The organism is Duganella sp. CF517 (genome assembly GCF_900110275.1).
Classification (GTDB): Bacteria; Pseudomonadota; Gammaproteobacteria; order Burkholderiales; family Burkholderiaceae_D; genus Rugamonas.
In genome coordinates this window covers 725,649-751,608 of sequence record NZ_FODC01000004.1, presented here as the reverse complement: position 1 = coordinate 751,608, position 25,960 = coordinate 725,649, and the positions used below count along the sequence as shown (strand labels likewise).

Genomic DNA, 25,960 nt, shown 5'->3' with positions numbered 1-25,960 from the left:
GCGCCCACCAAAGACTGATCGGCTCTTCTGACAACCATTGCGCCTGCGCCGGCCTCTCACCGCTTCCATTCGCGGAACTGCCGGAAAGCATGTTTGGATGGGAACGCGCCGTCGCGGTGGCCGATGCGGCACGGCCGACTGAACTTACAGCGCAGCCGCCAACGCCGGCGCGGCCACCAATGCCAAAAACCTGCGCGTCACCAGATCCGCCATGGCGGTCAACTCCCGGTCGGCGAACACCCGGCCAGGCGCGGCCCGAAGCGCCCGCGCATGCGCGCCGATGACGCAGCCGAGGAACATATCGGAAAGCATATCCGACTCGACAACCGGACCGAACCGTTCGGCCCACGCGCTGCTGGCGAAGCACCGGTCCAGCAGACCGCGCCACGGGCCGCACTGCATCGCATCGTTCGTTAGCGCCAGCGGAAAATCGCGCGCGGCCACCGCGTCGGCGTGCAGGCTGCGGGACGTCGGCGACAGCGTGTGGCTGAGGAGGTTTAAGGCGATGGCGCGCAAGGTCGCCTCGCAGTGTTGATGCGCGGGCCACAGTCCGGCCGCGCGCGCATGCTCCCGTTCCGCGTCACACTCGATCACCCTGCTCAACAGTCCGAGCTTGCCGCCGAAGTGCATGTAGATCGTCCGCACGGCGACACCCGCTGAGCGCGCGATCAATTCCATGCTGACCTGCGCGTATCCCCTTTCCAGAAAGAGGCTCTTCGCCGTCTCCAGCAAACCGTGGTCGCGGTCGCCTACCCGGCACAGCGGTGTTCTGCCTGGCTGGCTCGCTGCAGCCGGCTTGTAAGAGTTTGCAACGTCCATGTCTCACCAATTTCGGAATATTGTTATGGTGCTGACTATAAATAAAGCGCCGGTGAAACGATAGGACCGTACGTGCCAAGCGGGGTGCCGCCGATGCCAATATGCGTCGCGCTGCCGATTGTCAGTTACGGTCCCCTGCCGTCGCGGCAAGTCCTATTGTTTCCAGTCTGCTTTTTTTACACTAGGCGTGCCCAAACCAGACGAAAGCGAAATATGACCGAGCAACGCACGGCGTTCCCTCCCCTCCCCAGCTTTGTAGACCAGGCCACCATTTCCGGCATGGCTGCCTACGACGCGTTGTGCGCCGAAGCCGCGCGCGATTACGAAGGCTACTGGGCGCGCCTAGCGCGCGAGCACATCGCGTGGAAGCAGCCATTCTCCCGTACCCTCGACGAGGACGACGCGCCCTTTTACAAGTGGTTCGGGGACGGCCGGCTCAACGTCTCCTATAACTGCCTCGACCGTCACCTCATCGACGGCAACGCCGACAAGACCGCCATCATCTTCGAGGCGGACGACGGCATGTCGACCCACGTCAGCTACCGCGAATTGCACGAAAAAGTGTGCAAATTCGCCAACGGCCTCAAATCGCGCGGCATCAAAAAGGGCGACCGCGTCATCATCTACATGTCGATGTCGGTCGAAGGCGTGGCCGCGATGCAGGCGTGCGCGCGCATCGGCGCCACCCACTCGGTGGTGTTCGGCGGCTTCTCGGCCAAATCGCTGCAGGAGCGCATCATCGACGCCGGCGCGGTGGCGGTCATCACGGCCGACGAGCAGCTGCGCGGCGGCAAGCGCCTGCCGTTGAAATCCATCGTCGACGAGGCGCTGGCGTTGGGCGGCTGCGACAGCGTCAAGGACGTCATCGTCTACCGCCGCACCGGTGGCACGATCGGCTTCGAGGCAGGACGCGACCTCTGGCTGCACGAGCTGGTCGCCAGCCAGCCGGCCAAATGCGAACCGGAATGGGTCGACGCCGAGCACCCGCTGTTCATCCTCTACACGTCCGGCTCGACCGGCACGCCGAAAGGCGTGCAGCACTCGAGCGGCGGCTACCTGCTGTGGGCCGCGCTGACGATGAAGTGGAGCTTCGACATCAAGCCGGGCGACGTCTACTGGTGCACCGCCGACATCGGCTGGGTGACCGGCCACAGCTACATCGCCTACGGCCCGACGGCGGTCGGCGCCACGCAAGTGGTGTTCGAAGGCATCCCGACCTTCCCCAACGCCGGACGCTTCTGGGACACCATCGCCAGGCACAAGGTCAGCACTTTCTACACGGCGCCGACGGCGATCCGCTCGCTGATCAAGGCGTCCGACGTCGACCCGAAAGTGCATCCGAAAAACTACGACCTGTCGTCGCTGCGCCTGCTGGGCACCGTGGGCGAGCCGATCAATCCGGAAGCGTGGATGTGGTACTACACGCAAGTGGGCGGCGAAAAATGCCCGATCGTCGACACCTTCTGGCAGACGGAAACGGGCGGCCACATGATCACGCCGCTGCCGGGCGCCACGCCGATGGTGCCGGGCTCGTGCACCCTCCCCTTGCCTGGGATCATGGCGGCCATTGTCGACGAGGCCGGCAACGAGCTGGCCGACGGCCAGGGCGGCATGCTGGTGGTCAAGCGGCCATGGCCGTCGATGATCCGCACCATCTGGAACAATCCGGAGCGCTTCAAGGCCAGCTACTTCCCCGCCGAGCTGGGCGGCAATCTCTACCTGGCCGGGGACGGCGCCATCCGCGACGAACACAGCGGATACTTCACGATCACCGGCCGCATCGACGATGTGCTCAACGTCTCGGGCCACCGCATGGGCACGATGGAGATCGAATCGGCGCTGGTGGCCAACCCGCTGGTGGCCGAGGCGGCCGTGGTGGGCAAGCCCGACGCCACGACCGGCGAGTCCATCTGCGCGTTCGTGGTGCTGAAGCAAGCCACACCGAGCGGCGAGGAAGCCAGGAAAATCGCGCTGGAGTTGCGCGACTGGGTGGCCAAGGAAATCGGCCCGATCGCCAAGCCGAAGGAAATCCGTTTCGGCGACAACCTGCCGAAGACCCGCTCGGGCAAGATCATGCGCCGCCTGCTGCGGGTCTTGGCGAAAGGCGATCCGGTGACACAGGATGTGAGCACGTTGGAAAACCCGGCGATTCTGGACCAGCTGTCGACGCCGGCCTAGGACCGCGCGGGCGCCCGGCCCGGGCTAGCGGAACCGGGCCGTCCGGCGCTGCAGGAAGGCTGAAATGCCTTCCGCGAAATCCGCGCACTGCGTCGCCTCGGCGAACGCGGCGAGGCTCTCGCCGGTCTCGCGCCGCGCGTCCGCGTGACCGAGGCCGCGCAGCATCGACTTCGAGCGCAGCAAGGTGAACGGCGACCGGGCCAGTAGCGTGTCGACCAGGCGCTGCAGCTCCTGCTCGAACCGGTCTTGCGGAAACACTTCTTCGACCAGGCCGATGCGCAAGGCCTGCTCCGCGCCGAACGCTTCCGACGCGTAAATCAGCTTTTTGCTCTGGCCCATGCCGACCGTGGCGACCAGCCGTTGATAGTCGCTGCGCAGATACAGGGCACCCAGTTTTGCCACCGGAATGGAAAAGGTCGCACCGGCGGCGGCGATGCGCACGTCCCCAGCCAGCGACAGCGCCAGCGCGGAGCCGTAGCAGATCCCTTCGATGGCCATGATGACCGGTTTGACCGTGTCCTCGACCGCCGCGATGGCGTCGGCCCACGCCGCGCCGAAGACCAGCGCGTCGGCGGGATTGCCGGGGAAGGTGCTGAGCACCGAGATGTCGTTGCCGGCGCTGAAGTGTCCGCCCGATCCACGCACGACGATGACGCCGACGGCCGGATTGTTGTCGGCGGCGACGACCAGCGCGCGCAAAGCTTGCCAGGTCTCGAGCCGGATGGCGTTGATTTTCGACGGGCGCGCGATGGTGATCGTTGCAAGCGCGTGAGAAATATCCAGCGTGACGTCGCCGAAGGTGGCGGCGGTCGACGGCGGCGTGTCATAAAGTAGCATCCGAGTTTCCCAAAATGACACGCGGGGCGCACCACGCCAAACGCCGTGATCCGCCCCGCGCGATACAACCATGTGCTATTTCGCTGCGATCGCCTCGAACATGGTCGCGAAGCCACCCAGCGCGAAATCGATGGTGGCCGTATCGACAAACCGGCCGTCGACAATTTTAGCACCGACCTGGCCGACGACGATTTCCGGGGTATTGACCGGGCGCGCCAGCGCCGACACCAGCGTTTCGCGGATCTGGTACTGCGCCCGCACGCCGCCCGTCACCGCCGGCGACGACGTCACAATCAGCACCGGCTTGTTTTTCAACGGCGAGCCGTTGTGCGGACGCGACGCCCAGTCGAGCGCGTTCTTCAACACCCCCGGCATGCCGTGATTGTATTCCGGCGAGGCGATCACCAGGGCGTCCGCCTCGGCGATCTGCCGGCGGAAACGCGCGACGGCCTCCGGCAGCGGTTCGACATACAAATCCTGGTTAAACAGCGGTAATTCCCCAATGTCGGCGTAGTCGAACCGCGCGCGGGCCGCGTTGGCGTCGGCCAGGGCCGCCAGGATCGCCTTGGAATAAGCCTGCCGGCGCAGGCTGCCCGAAATGGCAAGTAAGCGATGCATGATCAGGCGCGCCGGCCGACGGTGTTCGACAGCAGTCCGATCCGCTCGATCTCCACCTCCAGCACGTCGCCCTCGCGCATGAAGACCGGCGGCTTGCGCGCGTAGCCGACGCCGGACGGCGTGCCGGTGGCGATCACGTCGCCCGGCTCGAGCGTCATGGCTTCGGACAAGGTGACGATCAACGCGGCCACATCGAAAATCAGGTCGCCGGTATTACTGTCCTGCATGATCTCGCCGTTCAGGCGGGACTGAATGCGCAAGCCCGACGCGCCGGCCGGCAGTTCGTCCGGCGTCACCAGGTCGGCGCTGAAGCCGCCGGTCTGGTCGAAGTTCTTGCCCGAAGTCCATTGCGTGGTTTTGCGCTGGTAGTCGCGGATCGTGCCGTCGTTGAAGCAGCAGTAGCCGGCCACGTAGTCGAGCGCGTTCTCGCGCACATTGGTCGCGGTCTTGCCGATCACGACCGCCAGTTCCGCCTCGAAGTCCAGCTTGTCCGAGCACGCCGGCAGGATGATGGCCGCGTCCGGGCCGCCCAGCGAGGTCGGGCCGCGCAGGAACACCGACGGATAGTCGGGCACTTCGAAGCCGCCCTCGGCCGCGTGGGCGCGGTAGTTCAGGCCGATGCAAATGACCTTGCCGGGGCGCGGAACCGGCGCCAGCAACGTGACGTCGGCGACGGCGATTTCCTCGCCGGCCGGGTGGTCGGCGGCGTTCACCGCCAGGTCGACCGCCGACGTGGCGGTCGGATGGACGCGGATGCCGCGTTCGGTGCGCACGCCGTGCTGGATGCTGCCGTTCAGGGAAAAAGTAACAATACGCATTGGAATAGCTCTCTAAGATTTATACAAGTAATGAAGCGCGGCGCGCACGCCGCGCGGGTTCGGTTAGGCGGACTGGACGCTGAAACTATCCTTGTGCACCGCGCGCAATTCGGCCTTTTGCACCTTGCCCATGGCGTTGCGGGGCAGCTCGTCGACGATGACGATCTTCTTCGGACGCTTGAACGACGCCAGCTGGGTCGCCAGCGCTTCCGTGATCGCCTTCGGGTCCAGTGCGGCGCCCGGGGCGCGCGAGATCACCGCCACGACCGCTTCGCCGAAGTCCGGATGCGGCACGCCGATGACCGCGCTTTCGACGACGCCGTCGAGCGCGTCGATGGCCAGCTCGATTTCCTTGGGATAGACGTTGTAGCCGCCGGAGATGATCAAGTCCTTGGAGCGGCCGACGATGCGGACCACGCCCGCCGCGTCCTGGGTGGCGATGTCGCCGGTGATGAAGAAGCCGTCGGCCGTGTGGTCCTGCGCGGTCTTCTCCGGATTGCGCCAGTAGCCGGCGAACAGGTTCGGCCCCTTGATTTCCAGCACGCCCGGCTCGCCCGCCGCCGCCGGGACGCCGCCCTCGGCCACCACCCGCACCGACACGCCGGGCAGGGCCGGCCCGACGCTGCCGGCGATGCGCTCGCCGTCGTACGGGTTCGACGTCACCATCAGCGCCTCGGTCATGCCGTAGCGCTCCAGGATGGTATGGCCGGTGCGGCCCTTGAATTCCTCGAAGGTGGCGTCGAGCAGCGGCGCCGAACCGCTGATGAACACCCGGATGTGGCGGCACAGGTCGGCGCCGAACGACGGCTCGGCCAGCAGGCGCGTGTAAAAGGTCGGCACGCCCATGAACACCGTCGCGCCCGGCAAATCGCGGAGCACCGCCGCCGCGTCGAAGCGCTCGTGGAACAGCATCGGCGAGGCGTGCAGCAGCGCGCAGTGCAGCGCCACGAACAGCCCGTGCGCGTGGAAGATCGGCAATGCGTGCAGCAGCACGTCGTCATCGCGCCAGCGCCAGGCCTGGCCCAGCACCTTGGCGTTGGACGACAGGTTGCCGTGCGTGAGCACCGCGCCCTTGGAGCGCCCGGTGGTGCCCGAGGTGTACAGGATGGCGGCCGGCGCGCCGGACGCGCTCTGGACGGTGGGCAGCTGCTCCTCGACCGCCGCCCACGGCGCCGCCTCGAGGCCGCCGGCAATGACCGCGCGCGTACCGCCGAAGGCGACCGTCGCGGCCGGCAAGCCGGGGCTCGCCGCCAGCAGGGCCGGTTCGGCGTCCGACAGGAAATACGCCAGTTCGCCCTCCTGATATGCGGTGTTGAGCGGAATGAACACCACGCCGGCGCGCAGGCACGCCAGGTACAGCACCACCGCCGCCGGCGATTTGTGCACCTGCACCAGCGCGCGCTCGCCCGGCTCGACGCCGACCGAGCGCAGCCAGGCGGCCGCACGCGCCGTCTCGCTCAACAGGGCGCCGTAGGTGAGCAGCACCCTGCCCTCGACGACCAGGAAGGCGCGCTCCGGGTGGGCCGCCGCCGCCGCTTCGAACAGGGCGAAGACATTGTCGTTCTCTTGATTGCTGCTGATGGGGGGAGTGTCGTGTCTCATTATAGGTATGTTCTGCATGTTTAGAATTGCACCGTTAGGCGGGAAGCCTGGATCGGCAGGACGAAGTCGCGCACCACGGCTTTGTGCCGCGGGTCGGCTTGGTATGCGTCCCAGCCTGCCCGGTCTGGAAATGTTGCTACTAAAGCGTAACTGCCATTGATGTCCCGGAAGCGCAGGTCCGGACCGTGCTTGATGGTGACGGTCTCCGCAAATTCCACGGCCAGGCTGTTCAGCGCCTGCCGCAGGTTTTCCACCTGTTCCGCCGTCACTTCGGCGATCCACGTGAAGATCACAATGTGGGTAACCATCGAATTTTCTCCTCCTGCGCAGCTGGCGCTAAATATCAACACGCATTGATATTAATGAAGACACCCGGCAGTGTCAATGCCGTTGGCGAAGAAATCTCGCGCAGCTTTGTCCCGTGTTTTCTTTGTTTCGGCCATTGACACCCTCCCCACTCTTGAATAATATCAATGCGTGTTGATATATTTTTTTCGAAACAAAAACAGCGGAGACGAACACCATGACCACCAATAAAGCCGAACGCCTGGCCACCATCCTCGACCAGATTCGCGCACTCGGCCCCACGCTGCGCGAGCGCGCCAGCGAAGCCGAACGCAACAACCGCCACTCCGACGAGACCATCGCCGCGCTCGACGCCACCGGCGCCTTCAACATCGGCAGCCCGGCCGAATACGGCGGCGACGAACTGTCGGTGCGCCAGCAGCTCGACGTCATCATCGAGGTCGCCAAATGGGACGGCTCGGCCGGCTGGACCACCTGGGTCGGCGCCGCCACCAACTGGATTCCGGCCGGGATGGGCGCCAAGGTCGTCGAAGAAGTGTTCGGCGGCAAATGGGTCGGCCCGCGCGTGGCCGGCTCGAGCCACTTCCCGGCCACGCGCGGCAAAGCCAAGCGCGTCGACGGCGGCTGGATCATCTCCGGCGGCCCGTGGACCTTCGGCAGCGATTCGCTGTGGGCGCCCTACACCAACCTCGGTTGCATCTGCGACGAGGGCAACGGCCGCTTCCTGGTCGGCGCCCAGGTGCCGCGCGACCAGCTCAAATTCCTCGACGACTGGAAGGTGGCCGGCATGTGCGCCACCGGCAGCGTCTCGATCACGCTCACCGACGAGGAATTGTTCGTGCCCAACTACCGCGCCATCGATTTCCGCGAAGTGACCAGCGCCGTGCACGACAACGGCCTCAAGGGCAGCCTGTGGAAGGCGCCGACGCTGGGCTGGTCGTTCAGCCTGATGGCCGGCATGTCGATCGGCCTGGCGCAGGGCGCGCTGGCGCGCTTCCTCGACCGCTCCGCCGGTCGCCCGATCCGTGGCACCACCTACAAGAACCAGCTGGAGGCGCCGCTGACCCATTTGCTGCTGTCCGAGGTGCACACCAAGATCCAGTCGGCGCTGCTGATGGCGCGCGCCAACGCCGAAGAGACCGACCGTCTGGGCGCGCTGGCCGCCGCCGGCACGCCGGCCGACGCCGAAACCATGCAACTATTTAGTTCGCGCGTGCTGGTGGAAACGGCCTACGCGGCCAAATGGTGCGCCGAAGCGATCGAGATCCTGCAACGCAATTCCGGCTCGACCGCGATCATGCTGTTCGAACCGATCCAGCGCGCCTGGCGCGACGCCCGCATCGTCACCCTGCACGGCGCGCTGAACCTGGAGGCGCTGTCGGAGAACTACGGGCGCCTGATGGCCGGCCTGCAGCCGCACAATTTCGAGGGCATTACCACGCTCGACCGCTTCACGCCGGCACCGGCGGCAAAGGTCGCTTAAATGACGGCGAACACCCATTCCGCCGCCGCGCCCGACTATTCCGGGCTGGACGCCTGGAAAAAGGCGGCGGCCAAGTCCGCGCCCGGCGGCGACGTCGCGGCGCTGACCTGGACCACGCCCGACGGCATCCAGGTCAAGCCGCTGTACACCCGCAGCGACGTGGCGGGCCTGCAATACACCGACACCCTGCCCGGCTTCGCCCCCTACCTGCGCGGGCCGCAGGCGACCATGTACGCGGTGCGTCCATGGACCATCCGCCAGTACGCCGGCTTCTCCACGGCCGAGGCGTCCAACGCGTTCTACCGCAAGGCGCTGGCGGCCGGCGGACAGGGCGTGTCGGTGGCGTTCGACCTGGCCACCCACCGCGGCTACGACTCGGACCATCCGCGCGTGACCGGCGACGTCGGCAAGGCCGGCGTGGCGATCGACTCGGTCGAGGACATGAAGATCCTGTTCGACGGCATCCCGCTCGACAAGGTGTCGGTGTCGATGACGATGAACGGCGCCGTGCTGCCGATCCTGGCCGGCTACGTGGTCGCCGCCGAGGAGCAAGGCGTGACGCAGGAGCAGTTGTCGGGGACCATACAGAACGACATCCTCAAGGAGTTCATGGTCCGCAACACCTACATCTACCCGCCCGGGCCGTCGATGAAGATCATCGCCGACATCATCGGCTACACGGCCAAGAACATGCCGAAGTTCAATTCGATCTCGATCTCCGGCTACCACATCCAGGAGGCCGGCGCCAACCAGTCGCTGGAGCTGGCGTTCACGCTGGCCGACGGCCGCGAGTACGTCAAGACGGCGATCGCCTCGGGCCTGGACGTCGACGAATTCGCCGGCCGGCTGAGCTTTTTCTTCGCCATCGGCATGAACTTCTACCTGGAGGTGGCCAAGCTGCGCGCCTCCCGCCTGCTGTGGTGGAAGATCATGCAGGAGTTCTCGCCCAAGAGCGCCAAGTCGTCGATGCTGCGCACCCACTGCCAGACCTCCGGCTGGACCCTGACCGAACAGGACCCCTACAACAACGTGGTGCGCACCACCATCGAGGCGATGGCGGCGGTGTTCGGCGGCACCCAGTCGCTGCACACCAACGCGCTCGACGAGGCGATCGCGCTGCCGACCGATTTCTCGTCGCGCATCGCCCGCAACACGCAGCTGGTGATCCAGGAAGAAACCCATATCACCAGCGTGGTCGATCCGTGGGGCGGCTCCTACATGATGGAGAAGCTGACCCAGGACATGGCCGACGAGGCGTGGAAGATCATGGAGGAAGTCGAGGCCATGGGCGGCATGACGCACGCGGTCGAATCGGGCTGGGCCAAGCTGAAGATCGAAGCGTGCGCGGCCGACAAGCAAGCGCGCATCGATTCCGGCAAGGACGTCATCGTCGGCGTCAACAAATACAAGCTGGCCAAGGAAGACCCGATCGAGATCCTCGACATCGACAACGTCGCCGTGCGCGAGTCGCAGATCGCGCGCCTGAACCGGATGCGCGCCGCGCGCGACGACGACAAGATGATGGCCGCGCTCGACGCGCTGGTCAAATGCGCCGAGGGCGGCGACGGCAACCTGCTGGACCTGGCGATCAAGGCGGTACGGCTGCGCGCGTCGGTCGGCGAGATCTCCGACGCGCTGGAAACGGTCTACGGCCGCTTCCGCGCGACGCAGCAGACCGTCTCGGGCGTGTACGGCGCGGTGGTCGAGGGCCAGGTCAGCTGGGAGGAAATCAAGGCCGACATCGAGCAATTCCTGGCCGACGAGGGCCGCCGTCCGCGCATCATGATCGCCAAGCTGGGCCAGGACGGCCACGACCGCGGCGCCAAGGTGGTGGCCACCGCCTTCGCCGACCTCGGGTTCGACATCGACGTCGGCCCGCTGTTCCAGACGCCGGAGGAAGCGGCGCGGCTGGCGATCGAGAACGACGTGCACGCGGTGGGCGTGTCGTCGCTGGCGGCCGGCCACAAGACGTTGCTGCCGGCGCTGGTCAAGGCGCTCAAGGACCAGGGCGCCGACGACATCATCGTCTTCGCCGGCGGCGTGATCCCGGCGCAGGACTACGACTACCTGTTCGAGGCCGGCGCCAAGGCCATTTTCGGGCCGGGCACGCGCATCGAGGATTCGGCCCGGACCACGCTGCTGGAAATCCGCAAGGCGCTGGCCGCCACGGCGGCGTAGACCGTGCCGGCCTCCTTGCAGTCAACCGATGGGGCCGCGCCGCCGCCCGCCGCGCTCGAGCCCGCCGACCAGAAACTGGTCGACGGCGTGCTCGGCCCGGGCGCCGGGCAGCGCCGCGCGCTGGCGAAATCGATCACGCTGATCGAATCGACCCGCGCCGACCACCAGGCGCGCGCGCAACAGGTGCTGGCGGCCTTGCTGCCGCACACGGGCCGCGCGATCCGGGTCGGGATCTCGGGCGTGCCCGGCTCGGGCAAGTCGACCTTCATCGAAGCGCTCGGCAATTTCCTGATCGACGCCGGCAAGCGCGTCGCGGTGCTGGCGGTCGACCCGTCCTCGTCGATCTCCGGCGGCTCCATCCTCGGCGACAAAACGCGGATGGAATCGCTGTGCCAGCGCGAGGAAGCCTTCATCCGCCCCAGTCCCACATCCGGGGCGCTCGGCGGCGTCGCCGAAAAGACGCGCGAAGCCATGCTGCTGTTCGAGGCGGCCGGCTTCGACGTCATCATCGTCGAGACGGTCGGCGTCGGTCAGAGCGAGACGATGGTGGCCGGCATGGTCGACCTGTTCGTGCTGCTGCAACTGGCCAACGCCGGCGACGACCTGCAAACGATCAAGAAGGGGATCGTCGAAATCGCCGACCTGGTCCTGTTCAACAAGGCCGACATCGACGCGCAGGCGACCGAACTGGCGCGCATGCAAGTGCAGACGGCGCTGACGATGCTGCGCCCGGCCAGCAAAAACTGGCGGGTGCCGGTGCTCGCCGTCAGCTCGCTGGCCAGGCGCGGCATCGACGCGTTCTGGGCCGACGTCGAGCGCTACCGCGACACGATGACCGGCACCGGCGAGTTCGACGCCAAGCGCCGCCGCCAGGCGCTGGCGTGGATGTGGAACCTGATCGATTCGGGCGTGCGCCAGCATTTCCGGCGCCATCCGGCCGTCGGCGCCGAGCTCGCGCAACTGACCGAGGCGGTCGCCGAGGGAAGGATCACGCCGGGCGCCGCCGCGTACCGGTTGCTTGACTGTATCAAACACTAAAAACCAACGATAACGGAGCACACCATGCAATACAAAAGGCCGCAATTCAGGGATCTTCTCTACCCCGTCGACTCGCCACGGCTGACGCCGTTCCGCCATCTCGATCCGCATGCCTTCGCGCAGGAGGTGATCAAGGAGCCGATCCCGGCCGCGCTGGTGGCCGACTGGCGCAAGCTGTATGCCGAACCGCACTCCTGCATCACCTGCGATGGCCACAAGGAAACCGGCCTGTACGAGATCAAGAACGAGGGCGCGCCGACCGCGCAGCTGGTCGACGCCGCCAGGAACATGCTCAACGTGCTCGGCGCGGACGAACTCGACAAAGTGCGCTATCCGATCGACGCCAAGGAGTGGCGCAGCTGGAGCAATCCGGAATTCCTGCTCAATCCGAACGGCGTGCGCCTGGAGGATCTGGCGCCGGTCCCGCGCCTGGCGATCATGAACCTGATCAAGGCGTCGCTGAGCGCCAAGGGCTTCGAAAAGGCGCGCGGCTGCATGAAGACCAACGCCTTCCTGGGCCAGCTGTGCCAGCTCGAAAACATCATGAACGAGTGGAGCTACAACTTCCTGCTGTTCGGCGAGCCGTCGATGGACGGTCCGTGGGGCTGGAACCTGTACGGCCACCACCTGTGCCTGAACGTGTTCGTGCAGGGCAGCCAGATGGTGATCTCGCCGACCTTCATGGGCGCCGAGCCGAACGAGATCGACGACGGCCCGAACAAAGGCCTGAAGCTGTTCGACACCGAGCAGGACGTGGGGTTGGCGTTGATGCGTTCGCTGCCCGAGGCGCTGCGCGAGCGGGCCACCGTCTTCAAGCAGATGAAGGACCCGGCCATGCCCGAGGGGCGCTGGAATCCGGGCGACGAGCGCGCGCTCGGCGGCGCCTTCCAGGACAACCGCATCATCCCGTACGAAGGCATTTCGGTGAAGGAGTTTTCGTCGCTGCAGAAGCGCCAGCTGCTCGAGATCGTCGAAGCGTTCGTCTGCTACCTGCCCGAAGGCCCGCTCAGGGCCAAGATGGACCACGTCGAATCGATGCTCGACCGCACCTGGTGGAGCTGGATCGGCGGCCACGGCGAGGACGATCCGTTCTACTACCGCATCCAGAGCCCGGTGGTGATGACCGAGTTCGACCACCACGCCGGCATCTGGCTGGCCAACGACACGCCGGCCAAGTGCCACATCCACACGGTGGTGCGCACGCCCAACGGCAACGACTACGGCAAGGACTTGCTGCGGCTACATTATGAGCAGGTGCATCCGGGTAAAAACCCGGGTACGGCCTGATACGCCACACGCCATGCGCCTTCGACGGCGCATGGCGGCGGCGGCCACGCCGGCGTTTAGGCCGGCACCGGCGGCGTGATGACGATCATCGTGGCGCCGGCGCCGCTGTCGTTGCGGATCGCGCGCGCTTCGCCGGCGGGAATGTGGATGCTGTCGAACAGCTCCAGCACATGCTCGACGCCGTCTTCCTGCTCGATGATCAGCGACCCCTCGGTGATCACATACACCTTGCCGAACGTGCCGGCGCTCATTTGCACCTTGGCGCCATCGCGCAGATACGAATGCCCCACCAGCGCGAAATCGGTGCTGCTGGCCACGCCGCCCTGCAGGCGGCGGGCGACGACATCCTCATGGTGCGGGGCGGTATAAAACGGCGCTTCGGCAAATTTAACTACTTCCATTATCGTTCCTTCGAAAGTTAAAACGGCGCCGGACACCGGCGCCGCTGTGTGGCATGAAAACCGTGGCGCAGCGTCCGGTTACGCCGCCGGGAAGCCGCCCTCGAGGGCGATCACCGACAACGGCTCGCGCTCGCTCGGCTGCTCCTTCTTCTGCAAATCGTCGTCCAGCGTTTCGGCCGGCGCCTGGCGGCCGATGGCGACGGCCGCCTCGATGCGGTAGTGCTCCGGCACGTTCAGTTCCCGGCGCGCGCGTTCCAGGTCGATGCCGATGATGCCGTGCGCGCGCAGGCCGGCCAGCGTCGATTGCAGCCCCAGTTGCGCCCAGGCGGCGCCGGCGTCGAACGAGTGGGTGTACGACGGCACCCATTCGTCGGCCGCCGCGCCCTCTTCGGCGGCCGGATTCCTCATCAACGTATTCGACACGATGAACACCAGGGCCGAGGCGTTCTTGGCCCACACCTGGTTGTCCGGCGTCAGCAGGCCGACAAACTTGTCCCACTGCGGCGTGTCGCGCAGCGCGTACAGGAAGCGCCACGGCTGCGAGTTGAAGCACGACGGCGCCCAGCGCGCCGCCTCCAGCAACGTCATCAGCTGCGTCTCCGGGATCGGCTCCGGCGTGAACGCGCGCGGCGACCAGCGGTGCAGGAACAAGGTCTCGACCGGGAAGTTGGGCACCCGGCGCGTCGCCAGGTACTGGCCGTCGGCGTACAGCAGCGGCGAGACCAGCTCGCCGATGCGGATCTCGTTGACGCGGCCGATGAAGATGGTATGGGTACCGTAGGAAATGGCCTGGTCGATGTCACAGAACAGGTTGGCCTGGGCGTCGACCAGGTAGGGCAAGGCGCCCTGCTCCGCGTTCGCCTTCCACGCGTGGTCGGCGAAACGGTCCGCGCCGCGGATCTTGCTGCTGGCGAAGCGGCCGGCCTGCGCCTCCTGCGAGGCGCGCAGCACGTTGACGCAGAAGTGCCCGCCCGCGTGCAGTATCTTGTGCAGGGTGGCGGTGGTGTTGACGCATACCAGCACCGACGGCGGGTCCATCGACACCGACGTGACCGACGTGGCCGTCATGCCGTGCCAGCCGTCCTGGTCGGTCGTGGACACCACGCAGACGGTGGCGGCCAGGCGCCGCATCGCGCTTTTGAAATCCTGCTGTAAATCCGGGGCGGCCGCGTCGATGGCGGCGCCCTGTGTTGAGCTTGTCATTGTTGTCTCCATTCTTGTTAGCGCTGTGTTGTTTATCGTGGGTTTGCCGCGGGTGCCATCCCCAGCATCGCGCTCGCCTGGGCGAGCAGCGACCCGACCTCCGATCTGGAGGCCGTGCCAAAGACATAAAAGTCCGGTCGCACCAGCGCCGCGTCGGCGCCAAGGCCGTCGAACCAGTCCGCATACGTGCCATCGAGGTCGACCGTGTCGCCGCCCGGGCCGAAATCGGCGACCACGCCGCCCAGGCGGCTCACCGCCGCGCGCAGCGCCGCGTCGATCGCCGGCTCGGCGCCGTCGCCGCGCAGCAGCAATTGCCAGCCCTTGCCGACGACGTCATCGAACAGGCCCTCGCGTCCGCCGTGGCCGACCCGCGCCTGGACCGACAAATAACCGGCGTGCGGATTGCCCGCCTGGAAGGCGGCGCTGTCGCCGAGGCGCGGTTCCGGCGGCGGCTTCAGCGCCAGGGCCGGGTTGCGCATCGCCTCTTTCATTTGGGCGTCGCGCGCGGCCACCTCGGCCGGATCGAGCATGCAGATCAGGCGCCCCATCTCGACCGCCTGGTGGATGATTTCCTGAACGTGGACGCTGCGCTCCGGACCATAGGAGTCGAACAAGGCCAGCGGCGCGCCGCCGCGCAGCACGGCCTCGACGCGCCAGCAGAACGCCAGCGCGTCGCGCATGCCCGAGCACAAGCCCTGGCCCAGGAACGGCGGCATCAGGTGCGCCGCGTCGCCGGCCAGGAACACCCGGCCTTTTTTCCACTGGTCCGCCCACGAGCCACGGAAGGTGTAGACGGCGTGCCGCTCCACGGTGGCATTTTCGGGCGTGACGTTCCACGGCGCCAGCAGCTCCCACGCTTTTTCCATCGTGTTGAGCTCCTCGATCGATTCGCCCGGCATGCGCATGAATTCCCAGCGCCGGCGGCCGGGACCGCTGGCCACCAGCGTCGACGGACGGGCCGGGTCGCAATGCTGGACCACGTACGGCTTCCACACCCGTTCCTCGTCGGGGATGACGTCGACCACCAGCCAGTCGTACTCGAAGCCCAGATCGGTCTGGCCGATCGCCAGCAAGTCGCGCGTGGTGCTGCGGGCGCCGTCGGCGCCGAGCACGTAGCGCGCCGTGGCGCCGATCTTGTCCTGCGGATTGCCCGTCGCGCCGAACTCGAGCGCCACGTGGTCGTCGTGCTGCGTCAGCGCCACCAGCTCGCGCCCGCGGTGGATGGTCACCCGCGGCGAGGCCTCGATGCGGCGCGCCAGCAACTGCTCGACGTCGGGCTGGTAGAACATGTTCATCTGCGCCCAGCCCGACGCGCCCGGCCGGTTCCAGTCGATCTTGAGGATCGTCTCGCCGGCGCCGTTGAGGAATTCGTAGGCTTTATCGGGTCCGATCACCGGGTCCAGCAAGGGTTCCAGCTCGGCGGCCAGGCCGGCCAGCTGCAGCTGGCGGATGATCTCGTGGTCGACCCCGCAGGCGCGCGGGCGCGGATAGAACGTCGGCCAGCGTTCGTACAGGGCCACCGTCATGCCCCGTTGTTCAAGCAGCAGCGCGGCGAACAGTCCGACCGGACCGGCGCCGACAATTACAACGTCGTTCGTCATAGTCATCCTGGCTTAAGCGGCTGGTTGCGGGTGCGCGGCGCGGGTCGGCGCGGCCCCGATGGAAGTGGCGTGCATCATGTCTGTTGTCCCCTCCGTTTTTTATGTTTCGGCTGTCAAGTGCTGCGGCGAAAAATTATATCAACACGCATTGATATTATTCAAGACGCCGCGCAGTGTCAATGGCAAAGCAAAGAAAAATCAGGCTTGCCCGTGCGCGGCGCCGACGCCAAGGCGCCTGGTCGACCACCACACGAGCGGTCCCAGCACGGCGGCGGCAAGCACGCTGGCGCGCACCGATCCGACGCTGGCGACATAGCCCCACAACGCCGCGCCGGCGGCGCTGCCGCCCATCACGGCCATCTGGTAAATCGCCATGGCGCGGGCGCGCACCCGGTCCGGCAACGCCAGCTGCATCGCCACCGTCAACGCGTTGGCGGTGGCGATCCACGCCATGCCGGCGACCGCCAGGGCCGCCGCCGCCAGCCCCATGCCGGGCGCCAGCACCGCCACGGCCGAGGCGGCGGCGTGGACGCAGACGCCGACGCCGACCAGCGTGTCGGGACCGGCCAGGCGCCGCAGCCGGTGCAGATTGAAGGCGGCCAGCACCGCGCCGGCGCCCATGGCCACCAGCAGCGTGGTGAAGGCGCCGGCGCCGGCGCCGCCGCCGGCCAGACGCAGCGCCACCAGCGGCAGCAGCGCCATCAGCGCGGTCGCTTGCAGGAAGAACAGGAAGATGCGCAACAGGATGTTGCGCAGTTGCGCGCGGCCGAGCACGTGCCACAAGCCGGCGCGCATGGCCGCGACAAAGCGCTCGGGAGGCGGCGCGCTGGCTTCGGGCGCCGGCCGCCAGCGCAGGATCAGCGCCAGCGCCGCGCAGCTCAGCAGCGCGTTGAGCAGATACACGCAGGCGCTGCCGGCGCCGGCCAGCAGCGCGCCGGCGATGAGCGGGCCGATGATGCGCGCCATGTTGCCGGCGATACCGTTGAGGGCCAGCGCGGCCGGCAGGTCGTCGCGCCGCACCAGCTGCGGCACGATGGCGGCGAACAGCGGCCAGCGCATCGCCATGCCGATGCCATTGAGAAAACTGCACAGCAGCAGCAACGGCGCGTTCAGGGCGCCGAAAAAGGTCAGCGCGGCCAGCGCCAGGGCGACGCCGGCGACCCATGCATGGGTCCACGCCAAATAGCGGCGCCGGTCCAACAGGTCGGCCAGCGCGCCGCTGGGCAGGCCCAGCAGGAACAACGGCAGCGTCGACGCCGACTGCACCAGCGCGATCATGAAGGCGTTGCCCGTCAACGAAGTCATCAGCCAGGCGGAGGCGACGTCGTTCATCCACATGGTCAGGTTGGCGCCCAGCCAGACCAGCCACAACATGCGAAATCCCGGCAGGCGCAGGGGCGCGAAGGCCGAAGCGGGCGGGCCGGGAGCGTGCCGCAAGACTTACTTCCTGGCGATGGCCTTGAAGAACTTGATCTTCCCGGCTTCGTGGTGGCCGCGCAGCGTGTGGGTGGTCATCACCGGACGCTGTTCGTAGGCCGGCTCCGGCACGTTGGGATTGCCGGTCCACGACAGCAGGCGGCACACGCGGCTGCTGATGCGCCAGCCCTCGGGCGTGCGCACCAGTTCGTCGTCGTACCAGCCACGGCCAACCCAGTCCGGGCCGCCGACGGCGCTGTCGCGCGACAGCAGCCAGTCGCCGTAGGTGAAAGCGTTGGCCTTGTCGCCGTCGACGTGGACGCAGGAGCCGGTCATCGTGTGCATGTGGTTGGTCAAGGTCTCATGGAAGTCCTTGAAGGCGAACTTGAGCGCGTCGACCGACTTCCACACGGCGCCGGCCGGGCCGAACTCGGCGTGCACATCCTTGGTGAACACGTCGTCCAGCAAGTCCCACGCGTGGGCGTCGAGCGCGATGCCGTACAGGTTGATGACTTCGATAATTTCCGCTTTGTCTTGTAATACGCTCATACGTCATTCTCCAATATTGATAAATCAAAAATCACTGCTCATTGCTACATCGGTGTCAGGCGCTGCGCGACAGCTCGGCGCTCATCGGTAATGCCGGCGCGCCGGCCAGGTCCGACGCCGTCCCCGGCGCCGGCGTGGCGGCGGCGTCGCGTCCGCGCTGGTCCGGCCCCGGCAGCAGGAAGTAGGCCAGCGCCGGCAGGAAGATCACCGCGCCGACCATGTTCCAGATGAACATGAACGCCAGCAGGATGCCCATGTCCGCCTGGAACTTGATGTCCGAGAACACCCACGTGGCCACGCCGAGCGCCAGGGTGATGCCGGTCAACATGACGATCTTTCCGGTGAACAGCAGCGCGCCGTGGTAGGCCTGCGACAGCGTTTTTCCCGCCTTCATCTGCGCCAGCATCACCGACAGCATGTACAGCGCGTAGTCGACGCCGATGCCCACGCCCAGCGCGATGACGGGCAAGGTGGCGACCTTGACGCCGATGCCCAGCGCCACCATCAACGCCTCGGCCAGGATCGACGTCACGATCAGCGGCAGCACCGCCACCACCACCGCGCGCCACGAGCGGAACGTCACGTAGCACAGCAGCGCGACGGCGACATACACCAGCAACAGCATTTCACGCCAGGCCTTCTTGACCACCATGTTGGTGGCCGCCTCGATGCCGGCGCTGCCCGCCGCCAGGATGAATTGCGTGTCCTTGGTGCTGTTGGCCCTGGCGAACGCCTCGACCCGGTCGGCCACCCGGCTCAACGTGTCGGCCTTGTGGTCCTTCAGATACACGTAGACGGTCAGCATGCTGCAGGTTTCGTTGTACAGCCCGCGCGGCGCGCCGGCCGTGATGGTGTTGAGCATGCTTTGGTTGTGGGGCACGTCGTACCATTTGAAGTTGCCCTCGTTCAAGCCCGTCATCATGCGCCGGACCAGCATCGCCAGCGTGTTGGTGGTCTCGACGCCGTCGATCTGGCGCAACTCCCATTCGAGCGCGTCGATGCGCATGACGGTCTCGTAGCTCGAACACGCCTGCTGCGGCGTCTTGACCATGACGGCGAAGACGTCGCTGCTGGCGCCGTAGTTCGCGGTCATGAACTTGGCGTCGCGGTTGTAGCGCGAGTGCTCGCGCAACTCCGGCGCGCCCGGATCGAGGTCGCCGATCTTGAGCGATTGCGCCACGTAGAAACCGCCCGCCGACATGGCCACCATGGCCAGCACCGCCCCGCCGGCCCATGTGCGCCGCGTGAAACGGTCGAGGAAGGTCCACACCGGGTTCTTCACGGCGCCGCTCTCGTTGCGGGTGTCGATTTTCAGGCTGCGCGCGGCCGCCCGCTTGCCGACGCCGGTGTACGACAACAGGATGGGCAGCAGGATCAGGTTGGTGAAGATCAACGCGGCCACGCCGATGCTGGCGGCGATGGCCAGCTCGCGGATCACCTGGATATCGATGATCATCAGCACCGCGAAGCCCACCGCGTCGGCGAACAGCGCCGTCAGTCCGGCCAGGAACAGGCGCCGGAACGTGTAGCGCGCGGCGACCAGCTTGTCGATGCCGCGGCCGATGTCCTGCATGATGCCGTTCATTTTCTGGGCGCCGTGGCTCATGCCGATGGCGAACACCAGGAACGGCACCAGGATCGAATACGGATCGAGCTGGTAGCCGAGGATCGGCAACAAGCCCAGTTGCCAGATCACCGCCACCAGCGAGCTGGCCACCACCAGCACCGTGCAGCGCATGCTGCGGGCGAACAGATACAAGGTCGCCGCGCCGATGGCGACGGCCAGCGCGAAGAACAGCAGGAACTCCTTGAGGCCGGCGATCAGGTCGCCCGCGACCTTCGCGAAGCCGGTCACGTGCAGCTTGACGTGCTGGTTTTCGTACTGCTTGCGGACCGCTTCGATCTGCGCCGACAGCGCGGCGTAGTCGAGCAGCTCGCCCTTGGCGTCGCGCGCCAGCAACGGCAGATAGATCACGCTCGATCTCTCGTTGAGCGCGACGATCTGGCCGATCTCGCCGGACCGGGCCACATTGGTTTTCAGGATCTGCCTGGCTTCCGGCGAACCGTCGTAATCCATCGGAATGACCGGCCCACCTTCGAGCCCCTCCTCGGTGACGGCGGCCCAGCGCGTGTTGGGCGTCCACAGCGACTTGACGAACTGGCGGTCGACCCCGGGCAGCAGGAACACCGCGTCGTTGATCTTCTGCAGCGTGGCGAGATAGGCCGGATCGTAGATGCTGCCGTCGGTGCTTTCGACGGCGATCCGCACGGCATTGCTCAGGCCGGTCAGCTCGCTGCGGTATTGCAGGAAATTGGCGACATACGGGTGGCTGACCGGGATCGTCTTTTCAAAGCTGGTGTTGAATTTGAGCTTGGTGGTCTGCCATCCCAGCACGGCCGTGACCAGCGCGCACAGCAACAGGATGGTCCAACGGTGGTTGAACAATAATTTCTCGACCGCCGAGCCCGACTTCTTGTCGAAGTCGGCCAGGTTTTTAACGTCATATGGGCTCATGGTTTACCGCTATCCAGTGAGGTGGCCGGGGAACAGGCGTTCTTAAGCTGACCGAGTTGAAAAATGCCATTCATGGTGAAGGCCAGCCACGCGCCGCCGGCCAGTTGCAGCGTCGTCGTCACCGGCGGCAGCGGCTGCGCGTCGACGCGCCGCGCCTGGTCCTGCCGTGTCGTCACCGAAAACAGCTGGCCGCCCTGGTTCGCCAGCACCGTGCAGTCGGCCGTGGCGGCGGCCGCGCTCATGAACGACACCGGCGGCACGCCGCCGATCCGGGTCCAGACGTTGCCGTCGGCGCCGAGCCGGTAGGCGTTGCCGCGCAGCCCGGCGACGACGAACCGGTCCTCACCCTGGCGGGCGGCGGTGAACCAGCTGCCGTCGTACGGGCTTTTGAGCCTGGCGAACGTCGCGCCGTCGTCGGCCGAATGGAACACCAGCCCCTGTTCGCCGGCCACCAGCAGGTTGGCGCCGATGCGGCGGATCGCGTACAGGTTCAGGGCGCGCGGATTGTCGAAGCGCCCGCCCCACGGCTGCCAGCTCGCGCCGCCGTCGGCGGTCGAAAACACCAGTCCGGCGGCGCCGACCAGCACGGCGTGCCGCTCGTCGCTGGCCTCGAGGTCGAAGAACGGCTTGTCGGCGCCGTCCTGGACCAGCCGTTGCGCCTCGTTCAGCAGCGCGGCGGCGTTGGGCGCGCCGCGCTGTTGTTCCGCTTGCGCGTGCTGCAACATCAGTTGCGCGGCGCGCAAGCCGTCAAGCTTGAGCACCCAGCTCTCGCCGCCATCGCCGGTGTGCAGCACGACGCCGCCGTGACCGGCGGCCCAGCCCGACTTCTCGCCGACGAATTTGACGATCGTCAAGGTGACGCTGGTGGGCACCCGCTTGGCCTGGCGCCAGGTTTTTCCCTGGTCGTCGGACAAGGCGACGATGCCGCGTTCCCCGACGGCGACCACGCGCGCGCCGGCCGACGCGGCGCTCAGCAGCACCGCCTTGTCGAGGCGGCGCGCGGCCACCGCCTCGCGCTGCATCGGATCGGTCAGGGCCTGGGCCTGGGCCAGGGCGCCTGGCGACGCTGCGAGCGCGGTGCACAGGACCGCGCCGACCACAAGATGTGCACGCATGTTCAACGAACGCCCTCGCCCGCCAGCGCGTCCGGCGTGAATGTCGATTCCGGCTTGGGCTTCTGGAACTTGTACTGGACCTTGGTCTCGTTCATGTGCTGCGACGAGAACCAGGTGCCGCCCAGCAGATCATAGAAACCGTACGGTCCCTGGATCGCGCCCGGCAGGTCCGGCGCCGCCAGCGGCAGCGAGAACAGCGTGCGCCACAGCTCGTTCTTGGCGTCGAAGCGGTCGCCCAGCACCGGCATCCAGGTGTCCTCGTCGATGTAGTACAGGTTGCGCTTGGCCGCGTGGCGCTTGCCGCTGGCCAGGGTCGCCTCGACCACCCAGACGCGGTGCAATTCCCACCGCACGTAGTCCGGATTGAGGTGGTTCGGCTGGATCACGGTGCTGGTCTTGGGCGGCACCAGGATGCGGTTCGAGTTGTACGGCACGATGATTTCCTTCTTGCCCACGATCTTCCAGTTGAAGCGTTCCAGGCTGCCCGTGAACACGCCGATCTCGTCGAACGTCATGACGCCGGCCGACGCCGGCGACGGCGTATCGCAGCACAGGTTGGGCAGGCGGCGCACGCGGCGCTGGCCCGTCACGTAGACATAGCCGCGCGACTTGGCGTCGTCGAACTGGTTGCGCACCAGCAGCGCTTCGCCGGCGCGGATCGGCGGACCGTAGTTGAGCACGCGCGCCAGCAGCCATTCGCCGGTGAACTTGTCGCGGTAGGATTCGTCGTAGTACGGGAACTGCAGGTCGTTGCCGGCATCGACGGTCATGACGATGTTGCCGTCGCTGGTGCCGAGGAAGGCCTGGACGTCGACGTGGTAGGCGGCGCCACGCCAGAACAGCACGCTGTTCCACATGACCTCCGCGCCGGTTTTCGGTATCGGGAACGGCACGCCGCCGAACACCTTCTCGGGGAACTGGCCGTCGGTCATCTTGCCCTGGGTGGCGTTCTTCAAGGTGTTCTCGTACATCCAGCCCGGCGCCGCCGCCGTGCGGCGGGTCGGATAGACGTCGACGCGGAAGCTGTTCGGGTATTTCTTGATCAGCGCCTTGACGCCGTCGGTCAGTTTGCCGCTGTACTCGTCGACGTTTTTCGCCGTGATCGTGTACAGCTTCTTGTCGTCGGCGAACGGGTCGTCGCGGCGGCCGTTGGGGCCGACGCCGGTGCCCGGCTTGATGCCGCCGGTCCAGGCGGGAATCGAGCCGTCCTGGTTGCCGGCCTTCTCGGCGCCCAGCGGCGTGAGCGTGGTCTTCAGCGCGGCCGCCTCCTGCGGCGTCACGGCGGCGTGGCCGGCGGCGGACAGGCACAACATCGCGGCGATGGCGGTCAGGCGGTTACGGTGCATGGCAAGCTTCATGTTATGTGTCTCCTAGAACGTGCGGCGAAGTGACAGCGAGATGAAATCGCGGTCTTTGAATTGTTGTGCGACGATGCTGCCGGGTTGCAAAATCTTGTTGCCGTAGTAGTGGGTGAAGCTCACGCTGCCCTTCCAGCTGTCGAGGTAAGTCGCTTCCAGTCCCACGCTCATGTCGCCGCCGTTGTCGACGCCGAAACCGTTGAACGCCGACGAGTTACCCTTCGGGAAATAGCTGGCGGTGGTGTTGACGGTGAGGTCGACGCCGGGCAGGGCCTGGCGGTAGCTGGGCGCGTAGCTCAGGCGCAGGCCCCAGGCGTCGCGTTCGGACGTATTGAGCACCGCTTCCGGATTGCGGCTCACCGACAGGCGCCGGTTCCACGCCAGTTCGCCGAGGAAGCTGGCTTCCTGCGCGATGGCGTTCGGCCCCATGCCCCAGATGAACGAGAAGTTGGCGTGCGCCGTGTTGCCGATCGGGTAGCGCGGATTGTTATCGTTGTCGGCGGCGACGCCGACCGGCACCAGGATCGGGCGCGACGCCACCAGCGAGGTGTTGTGGCGGGTCGACAGCTCGGCGTTGAGGACGATGTCGCCGACCGACTTGCTGGCGCTTACGCCGTAGGCGGTGATGCCCTGCGCGTAGGCGACGTCGTAGACGCCGAGCTGGCCGATGGCCGGATTGGCGCCGGTGCCGAGGAAGGCGTAGGCCGACGGCGCGCGGTCGTGATAGCGGGTGACGTAGAAGCCGAGGTCGAGGTCGTCCGGGTGCCACTTGAATTGCAGGCCGCCCTGCCCCGTATCCTTGGGCGTGTAGTCGTTGACGCGCTTCAGGCTGGCATAGCCGCCGTTGGGCAGCGGGATCGGCAGCAGCACCCGCTCGCCGCCGAACAGGATGTCGTCGTTGGCGAAATAGCTGCCCGACACCGGGAAGCGATTGGCTTCCCAGCTGAACTTGTAGTAGCCGCCGACGGTGATCTCGGACGTCAGCGCGAACTGCGCCGAGATTTGCCGGTCCGGGCGGACGATTTCCTTGAATTGCGAACCGGGCACCGACAGCGCCTTGACGATATCGGTGCCGGCCATGGTGCCGGCCATGCCGTTGTTGCCGAAGAACAGAGTCTCGCCCCACAGGCTGGAGTATTTACCGAAGCGGAACGAGGCCGGTATCGTGCCCAGCTCGCCCTTGCCGAAGACAAAGGCGTCGAGCAGTTCGCCGTTGCGGCCGTGGACCTTGCGGGCGGCGCGGGAGAACTCGTTGTAGCTGTTGCCCACGCCGTTGGCCGTGCGCGGCGAACCGTTGTCGGTGGCCTGGTTGTAGACGCGGTCGTACCAGGCGGCGCCGGTGACGCGGGCGCCGAAGTCCTTGTAGGTGATGTCGAACTCGCTGAACAGGTCGACGCGGTTCGAGATCAAGCCCTTGTCGAGATTGCGGTCGCCGTCGTCGCCGTTGATGTTGGCGAGCAGCGCCGGCGCCTGGCCGCGCACGCGCGCCGCCGCGCTGTATTTGAAGGTGTTATCCCAGCGCATCTTGATGTCGGGGTTGCCGGTGTCGAGCTCGACACTGCCGGCGACCGGGGCGTACAACGCGCTACACATGCCACTGGAGACCAACAGCGCCCGCATTGCGGACGAGCGCGTCGAATCCCGTGCTTTCGATTTCTTCATTTAAGTCTCCGATTATATTTTTTTGCCGTCTATCCGCGGCGTTGCCTGCAAGCCGAAAGTCTCCGGTCAGGTCTTGAGTATGGAAGAAGGCCGCGATGAAAAATAGGACCGCGAACGACAGCAGGGGTGTCGTTCGCGCCAATCGGGCATGAATCGCGCCGGGCGAAAAAAAAGGCCCATCGCGTTGATGGGCCTTTGTCATGGCGGCGACCGCATCGGCGCCGACGCCGCCTGGTGCTAGCCGACCAGGATGGTCTGTATCGACGCGCCGAGCAGCTCGATGACCGCTTCCTGCTCGACCTCGGCGATCAGGGGTATGCGCACGATGTTGCGGCTGACGATGACGCCGACCAGCATCGACGTCGCCAGGCCGGCGCGCAGCGCGGCGTCCGAGCGCGCGTGGAGCTTCGGGCTGAACACCTCGACGATGCGGTACTGCACGAAGTCGCGCAACTGGGCGGCGGCCACCTCGCTCGACATGGCGGCGCGCTGCATCGCCATCAGCGCCTCGCCGTCGCCGCTCTTTTGTTCCCACAACGTCAGGAAGGCGCGCGTCACGCGCCAGCCCAGCCCTTCGACCGGTCCCTCGAACGCCTCGGACATGCGGGTCAGCGCGTCGGCGGACACGGCCAGGCTGGCGGCGAACAGCACCTCCTTGGTGCCGTAGAACTGCATCACCAGCGCCGGATCGACGCCGGCGTCCTTGGCGATCTTGCGGATCGTCGTCGCCGCGAAGCCGTCGGTGGCGAAACTCTTCTTGGCCGCGGCCAGGATCTCGTCGCGCGTGTTGCTGCTGCCGGCGCGTCGCCCGCGCCGGGGTGGTTGTTCGATGGTTACGCTCATTGACGCCCTCTTTGGCCGGATGATATCAACAAACGTTGATATTTTATAGTTGGACAATATTCTAGCATGTCTGTGGACGGGAAGTAACGGTTTGCGTCGCCGCCGCGCCTCCGCGCCGTCACCTGCGCCGTCA

At 66.6% G+C, this 25,960-nt stretch carries 21 protein-coding genes; 5 read left to right on the top strand and 16 right to left on the bottom strand.

All coding sequences use genetic code 11. From position 1 onward, the window contains the following. Positions 1–144: 144 nt before the first annotated feature. Positions 145–819, bottom strand: a complete 675-nt coding sequence (locus tag BMX85_RS19250) for a TetR/AcrR family transcriptional regulator (RefSeq protein WP_090321964.1) — start codon at positions 817–819, stop codon at positions 145–147. Between the two features lie 213 nt (positions 820–1,032). On the opposite strand from BMX85_RS19250, the gene acs reads away from it, so the two are divergent. Next, complete coding sequence (gene acs, locus BMX85_RS19245) at positions 1,033–2,997, top strand: acetate--CoA ligase (protein ID WP_090321960.1); 1,965 nt, start codon at positions 1,033–1,035, stop codon at positions 2,995–2,997. 24 nt (positions 2,998–3,021) lie between these two features. On the opposite strand, the gene BMX85_RS19240 is transcribed toward acs, so the two are convergent. From BMX85_RS19240 to BMX85_RS19220, 5 genes are all read right to left on the bottom strand, one after another. Then, positions 3,022–3,834: an enoyl-CoA hydratase/isomerase family protein gene (locus BMX85_RS19240; protein ID WP_177196817.1), complete on the bottom strand. Its 813-nt coding sequence runs from the start codon at positions 3,832–3,834 to the stop codon at positions 3,022–3,024. A 75-nt stretch (positions 3,835–3,909) separates the two neighbouring features. Beyond that, positions 3,910–4,452, bottom strand: coding sequence for an NADPH-dependent FMN reductase (locus BMX85_RS19235; RefSeq protein ID WP_090321953.1), 543 nt, complete (start codon positions 4,450–4,452; stop codon positions 3,910–3,912). A gap of 2 nt (positions 4,453–4,454) precedes the next feature. Further along, positions 4,455–5,270: a fumarylacetoacetate hydrolase family protein gene (locus tag BMX85_RS19230; protein ID WP_090321949.1), complete on the bottom strand. Its 816-nt coding sequence runs from the start codon at positions 5,268–5,270 to the stop codon at positions 4,455–4,457. A 63-nt stretch (positions 5,271–5,333) separates the two neighbouring features. After that, positions 5,334–6,872: an AMP-binding protein gene (locus BMX85_RS19225; RefSeq protein WP_090321946.1), complete on the bottom strand. Its 1,539-nt coding sequence runs from the start codon at positions 6,870–6,872 to the stop codon at positions 5,334–5,336. Positions 6,873–6,892: 20 nt separating this feature from the next. After that, on the bottom strand, positions 6,893–7,180 hold the full coding sequence (locus tag BMX85_RS19220) for a Dabb family protein (protein ID WP_090321943.1): 288 nt from the start codon (positions 7,178–7,180) through the stop codon (positions 6,893–6,895). A gap of 215 nt (positions 7,181–7,395) precedes the next feature. Between BMX85_RS19220 and BMX85_RS19215 the strand changes: the two genes are divergently transcribed. The 4 genes from BMX85_RS19215 to BMX85_RS19200 are packed head-to-tail and all read left to right on the top strand — an operon-like array spanning position 7,396 to position 13,164. Next, complete coding sequence (locus BMX85_RS19215; protein WP_090321939.1) at positions 7,396–8,661, top strand: acyl-CoA dehydrogenase family protein; 1,266 nt, start codon at positions 7,396–7,398, stop codon at positions 8,659–8,661. Further along, positions 8,662–10,839 (top strand): methylmalonyl-CoA mutase, encoded by a 2,178-nt coding sequence (gene scpA, locus BMX85_RS19210; RefSeq protein ID WP_090321936.1) that lies wholly within the window; start codon positions 8,662–8,664, stop codon positions 10,837–10,839. A 15-nt stretch (positions 10,840–10,854) separates the two neighbouring features. Continuing rightward, a complete protein-coding gene (meaB, locus tag BMX85_RS19205) occupies positions 10,855–11,877 on the top strand; it encodes a methylmalonyl Co-A mutase-associated GTPase MeaB (protein ID WP_090321931.1) in 1,023 nt (340 codons plus the stop codon). 24 nt (positions 11,878–11,901) lie between these two features. Then, positions 11,902–13,164 (top strand): DUF3500 domain-containing protein, encoded by a 1,263-nt coding sequence (locus BMX85_RS19200; protein WP_090321928.1) that lies wholly within the window; start codon positions 11,902–11,904, stop codon positions 13,162–13,164. Between the two features lie 56 nt (positions 13,165–13,220). Here BMX85_RS19200 and BMX85_RS19195 read toward each other — a convergent pair whose 3' ends face one another. The 10 genes from BMX85_RS19195 to BMX85_RS19145 form a co-directional block, all read right to left on the bottom strand. Further along, the gene (locus tag BMX85_RS19195; RefSeq protein WP_090321925.1) at positions 13,221–13,565 is read right to left on the bottom strand and encodes a cupin domain-containing protein; all 345 of its coding nucleotides are present in this window, start codon (positions 13,563–13,565) and stop codon (positions 13,221–13,223) included. A 78-nt stretch (positions 13,566–13,643) separates the two neighbouring features. Further along, positions 13,644–14,768, bottom strand: a complete 1,125-nt coding sequence (locus tag BMX85_RS31505; protein WP_177196816.1) for a flavin reductase — start codon at positions 14,766–14,768, stop codon at positions 13,644–13,646. A gap of 32 nt (positions 14,769–14,800) precedes the next feature. Then, positions 14,801–16,369 (bottom strand): bifunctional 3-(3-hydroxy-phenyl)propionate/3-hydroxycinnamic acid hydroxylase MhpA, encoded by a 1,569-nt coding sequence (locus BMX85_RS19185; protein ID WP_177196815.1) that lies wholly within the window; start codon positions 16,367–16,369, stop codon positions 14,801–14,803. 198 nt (positions 16,370–16,567) lie between these two features. Beyond that, positions 16,568–17,806: an MFS transporter gene (locus BMX85_RS19180; protein WP_255372390.1), complete on the bottom strand. Its 1,239-nt coding sequence runs from the start codon at positions 17,804–17,806 to the stop codon at positions 16,568–16,570. Positions 17,807–17,809: 3 nt separating this feature from the next. Beyond that, the gene (locus BMX85_RS19175; RefSeq protein WP_090321910.1) at positions 17,810–18,334 is read right to left on the bottom strand and encodes a nuclear transport factor 2 family protein; all 525 of its coding nucleotides are present in this window, start codon (positions 18,332–18,334) and stop codon (positions 17,810–17,812) included. 55 nt (positions 18,335–18,389) lie between these two features. Further along, positions 18,390–20,849: an efflux RND transporter permease subunit gene (locus tag BMX85_RS19170; protein ID WP_090321906.1), complete on the bottom strand. Its 2,460-nt coding sequence runs from the start codon at positions 20,847–20,849 to the stop codon at positions 18,390–18,392. Further along, positions 20,846–21,964 (bottom strand): WD40/YVTN/BNR-like repeat-containing protein, encoded by a 1,119-nt coding sequence (locus BMX85_RS19165; RefSeq protein ID WP_143068033.1) that lies wholly within the window; start codon positions 21,962–21,964, stop codon positions 20,846–20,848. Before BMX85_RS19165 ends, BMX85_RS19170 begins: the two co-directional genes overlap by 4 nt. Before the next feature lie 2 nt (positions 21,965–21,966). Continuing rightward, positions 21,967–23,322 carry a DUF1329 domain-containing protein gene (locus BMX85_RS19160; protein ID WP_229210566.1) on the bottom strand — a complete coding sequence of 452 codons (1,356 nt, stop codon included), beginning with the start codon at positions 23,320–23,322 and terminating at the stop codon, positions 21,967–21,969. 12 nt (positions 23,323–23,334) lie between these two features. After that, positions 23,335–24,984: a DUF1302 domain-containing protein gene (locus BMX85_RS19155; RefSeq protein WP_229210565.1), complete on the bottom strand. Its 1,650-nt coding sequence runs from the start codon at positions 24,982–24,984 to the stop codon at positions 23,335–23,337. 237 nt (positions 24,985–25,221) lie between these two features. Beyond that, the gene (locus tag BMX85_RS19145) at positions 25,222–25,827 is read right to left on the bottom strand and encodes a TetR/AcrR family transcriptional regulator (protein ID WP_090321884.1); all 606 of its coding nucleotides are present in this window, start codon (positions 25,825–25,827) and stop codon (positions 25,222–25,224) included. Positions 25,828–25,960: the final 133 nt, after the last annotated feature.